This is a genomic window from Dietzia sp. DQ12-76, assembly GCF_014145045.1.
Lineage (GTDB): Bacteria > Actinomycetota > Actinomycetes > Mycobacteriales > Mycobacteriaceae > Dietzia.
In genome coordinates, this window is record NZ_JAALDV010000165.1 from 1 (window position 1) to 4,228 (window position 4,228).

At 71.5% G+C, this 4,228-nt stretch carries 3 protein-coding genes and 1 pseudogene; all 4 read right to left on the reverse strand.

From position 1 onward, the window contains the following. Window positions 1-482 (reverse strand): annotated as a pseudogene (locus G6019_RS06870) (hypothetical protein); the annotation flags it as partial. A gap of 370 nt (window positions 483-852) precedes the next feature. After that, window positions 853-1,488, reverse strand: coding sequence for a hypothetical protein (locus G6019_RS06875; protein WP_182612752.1), 636 nt, complete (start codon window positions 1,486-1,488; stop codon window positions 853-855). Between the two features lie 101 nt (window positions 1,489-1,589). Beyond that, window positions 1,590-3,461, reverse strand: a complete 1,872-nt coding sequence (locus G6019_RS06880) for a glycosyltransferase (protein ID WP_182612753.1) — start codon at window positions 3,459-3,461, stop codon at window positions 1,590-1,592. Between the two features lie 136 nt (window positions 3,462-3,597). Then, on the reverse strand, window positions 3,598-4,050 hold the full coding sequence (locus G6019_RS06885; protein WP_228549077.1) for a GtrA family protein: 453 nt from the start codon (window positions 4,048-4,050) through the stop codon (window positions 3,598-3,600). Window positions 4,051-4,228 lie beyond the last annotated feature (178 nt).

A 4,228-nucleotide genomic window follows, 5' to 3' on the forward strand; every position in this document is an offset into this window, starting at 1 on the left:
GCGCACATCCGCTCCACGGCCACCACCGCGTCCTCGGGATCCAGGTCACAGGCCAGGTCCCGGCAGGTGCGCAGCGGGGTGGTGACCCGGAGACCGCCCACCTCGGTGACGGCGGCCGACGGCATCGCCCCATAGCGGTACACCCGTCCCTCGCGGGACCTCCGGGTGGCCGGCAGCCAGATCTCGGGCGGCGCACCGGGCGGGGCCGAGTCGTCTCCCCACAACAGTGCGGCGCTGCGCCCGCGCAGGACCCCCTCGGGCCAGATCCGCGCCAGCGCCTCACTCCGTAGCCGGAGGTCGTCGACCTGATCGTCACGTCGGTAGACCCCGTGCCAGATCCGGACGTAACGCTCGCGCTCGCGTGGGTCGGGGACCGCCGCCGCCAGTTCGGCGGTGGTCAACGGTCCCGGCGGCAACAGTCCGACGGACCGAGCGACGGAGGTGACGATCGCAGGCCCGGGAGAGGGAGTCGGTGAGTGCATGCCGCACACTCTGCCCCCCGGAGCCGGTGGACGGCCCTGAGATCGGTCTGCGACCACCGGTCATGTGGACAGCGCGGGCCTGTGGAGGAACGCCCCCGGGAGCAGCCCTCGAGGGGGTGGACCGACAGATGCGCGGTGGCAGTAGGAGCGTCGACACCGCGGCCGACCAGATGATGCACGGCCGCAGGCCGGATCAGGTCGTGCGTCCTCTCAACCCGGTCCCGGGAGACGCCCCCATGTCCGGTGGTGGCCGGCCGGGCCGCAGCGGCAGGAAGGATCCGTGCCCGTGTCGGCGGGAGAACGGGCTGCGACGACAGGCGATCCAGTCCTGGGAGAACAGCCGCCCGGAGAGCCCGGCGACCGGACGGGTTCAGCCCTGCTCGGGCGGCGCGACCGGTAGCCACCATCGTCGCTCTCCGTCCATGTCGACGGACGGCTCCCCCCGACGCGCCAGAACGTCATCCCGATGCGTGCTGGGGATCACCTGGGCCATGACGGTTCCCGGCACGCAGACCATGTCGAGCAGCCAGGCCAGGGACTCGACGTACGTGATCGCCCGCTCGGCGCCGTCCCACTCGTAGAGTCCCCGATAGCGGCCCAGGCCGTCGTGGCCCAACCACAGCTTCGAGGTGAAGCCGGGAAAACCCACGAACAACGGGATGTTCAGCCAACTCTCCAGCCGGAACAGAAGGTGCCCTCGCCCGCGGACACCGCGGAGGACGAACCCCACGACCACCACCGCCGGATCCGTGGCCCGGCCGTCCTCGACCCTCGTCTCCCGGTACACCCGGGCGCTGGAACCGTCGTCGAACCGGATCACGCGCCCGACGTTGTCCCGGGGATGGTGAAGTCGCCGCGCGAGCAGCATCCGCACCGTCGTGAGGACGCTGCCCGCCACCCTGGGGGCCGCGAACCGGGCACGCTCCGCCGCCACGCGCCCGGCCCTGCGGTGCTCGGTCCCGGACGGTGACGGATCACGGGACCATCCCATCGGATCGGGGGACATATCGGCCTCCTCGGAACTGGGAGGTGCGGCACCGGGTGCGCCGAGTATAGGCGCCCCCGACATCGAAGAAGTAGCGTCGCCGACGAGTCCGGTCAGACCCCCTACACCCCGTACAACCGGGCCCAGTTCTCCCGCGTGGTGAGGCGGGCCTGCGCCTCACGCCACCGTTCCTGGGCCGCGGGGGCCTCCCGCACGAACCGGGCGAGCAGCGCGACCAGGCGTTTCTGCAGTTCCGTGACCCGCTGTGGGTCGACCTTCCGGTGGTGGACCCCGGTCTGCGAGGCGTCGGTCACGTACACCTCGTCGAAGAGCGAGACGTGCCACCAGGCCGCGTCCTCGTAGGGGACGGCCACGACACCGCGGCGCTGACGGCCGAGCTTCTGGACGAGCAATCGCTTGGCCAGCACCTGGTCCTCGCGGTCCTCCCGGGGGATCCCCACCTTGCGCTCCACCGTGATCCCCGCGGGGAGGGCGTCGACGGCGAGCCTGGCCGTCTCGGGGTATCCCGCGCGCTCGGCGCGGATCGCGGCCAGGGCGGCCTGCCCGCCGTCGCCGACGCCGTGCGCGCCGTCGGGTCCGTCGAGGAACGCCTCGATGCCGCGCATGCGGGTGGCGGCGAGCCCGTACTGCATCGCCACGACCGCCCTCAGGACGCTCCGTCCCAGGTTCGCGGCCATGGCGCGCGGGTCGATCCCCTGGCGGATGGCCGCTGTGGTCAGCGAGTTGCGCATCGAGAAGAACTGGCCGAAGTCGTCGCCGTCCTTCCAGTAGAAGTCGGCGTGCCACACCGCCGCACCCTGCAGGGTGCAGGTGGGGATCCCTGCCTGTCGGCACCGCAGCCCGTACTCGATGTCGTCCCACTGGAAGAAGTACGGCAGGGGCAGGCCGACCCTCTCCACCGCCTCCCCCGGCACCAGACAGGACCACCACGCGTTATACTCGGCGTCGACCCGCCGTTCCTGCCGGTGGTCCACCACGGACTCGTCGCGCAGTGCGTACTCGTCGGCGTCCAGTCCGCCCTCGAGCTGATCGAGCCGCGTGCGCTCCGCCGAGACCAGCAGGTAGTCCGGGTTGAACAGGTACAGCATCTGCGCGCCGACGAGCATCGGCTCACGGGTCACGGCCGCGAAGGCGAACAGCCGCAGCACCGTCTCGGGTTCGACCCTCACGTCGTCGTCCATGAGCAGTACGTCCACCGGCCCGGCGGAGCCGGGGGCGGTGGCCTCGAACATCCCTCGGCTGAATCCCCCGGCACCGCCGAGGTTGGGCTGGCGGAGGTAGTGCAGCCGGTCACCGAACTCCCCGGCCGCGCGGTGGAACGCCTCACGCGTCTCGACAAGGTCGGCTCCCTGGTCCGTCACGTAGAGATCGTCGATCAGATCGGCCACCAACGGGTCGGACGCCAGCGAGTCGACGGTGGCAGCACAGTCGTCCGCCCTGTTGAAGGTGCAGATGGCCACCGCCGCGCGGCGGGCCGGCCTCGTCGTCGTCACGCTCCACGTCACCTCGGACACGGTCGCCTCGGCATCCACCGCGTGGAACTCCAACCACATCGCGCCGCCGTCGACGAAGGCGTCCACCGGCACGTTCAGCACCGCCATGCCGTCCCCGTGGTGGTGGAACACGTCCACCGTCCGCACGTGGGAGCCGATGTCGGAGGCGCGGACCAGGACGTCGAGGCGACCCCCGGACTCGACCGCGACCCGGACGGTCAGCTCGGACACCGATGTCCACCGCTGCCAATAGGAGGCCTCGAACCGGCCGAAGTAGGTGTTGGTGTCGACGACGGCCCCCGCGTCCAGGTGCAGCTCGGCGCGCGTCCGGCGCACGACCCCCCGCACGATCCGCGAGTACAGGTCGTCGTTCACCCACCTGCGCGGGCCCGAGAACAGGGTGCGCTGCAACAGCAGGTCGCGCTCGGCCGGGAGGGAGCCGGTGTCGGCACCTGCGGCTGTCACGGTGGTGGCGTCCATGTGGCGGGTGCTCCTGGGGAGTCGGTGCGGGATCGTCTGACGCCCGGGCGGGTGAAGGCGCGGTCGCGCCGTCCAGGCTAGCCCCCGGCCGGGCTTCGCCCCGGGAGGGCGGTCAGCGCACCCCGGAGTCCACGGGTCAGCGCACCCGGAAGATCACGGTGCGCTGCACGATGAAGTTGGTGACCGTGGCCACGCCCTGTGCGATGACGTACCCGACCGTCGTGGCCCAGAACGTGCTCCAGCCCAGATCGTGGAACAACGGCACCAGCAGCATGAACAGGCCCCACTGCACGCCGAACATCAGCGCGTACAGCCCCATCGTGGCGACGAAGCGGGCGCGGGAGGGTTCGGCCTGGAACGTCCACCGGCGGTTGAGCGAGTACGCCGTGAGCGTGCCGGCCACGAACGACAGCGCCTTGGCGGGGCCGTAGCCCAGGCCGAACAGCATCAACAGCTGCAGCAGACCGTAGTCGACGACCGCCGAGAGGACGCCCGTGAGGAAGAAGCGGGTGATCTGGGTCCTCAGGTCCGCCGGCCGAGCCGGATCGGATTCGTGTCGGGCTTCGAGCGGGTCGACCGCTCCGCGCAGGGAGTCGAGGACGGAATCGTCGGGGATGTCCGCGCCGCCGGTAGGTGTACTCACCAGGACAGCGTAGGGCGCGGCCGCGCCGGAGCGACAACCCTTCCGGCCCGCCGATCCGGCGATGGCCATGGCGTCGCCGGGCAAGACGCCCGCGACGGCGTCCCGGGCCAGCCACATCCGGCCG

Coding starts and splice junctions, on each gene's coding strand:
- G6019_RS06875 (WP_182612752.1), bottom strand. CDS start 1,488: ATGTCCCCCGATCCGATGGGATGGTCCCGTGATCCGTCACCGTCCGGG.
- G6019_RS06880 (WP_182612753.1), bottom strand. CDS start 3,461: ATGGACGCCACCACCGTGACAGCCGCAGGTGCCGACACCGGCTCCCTC.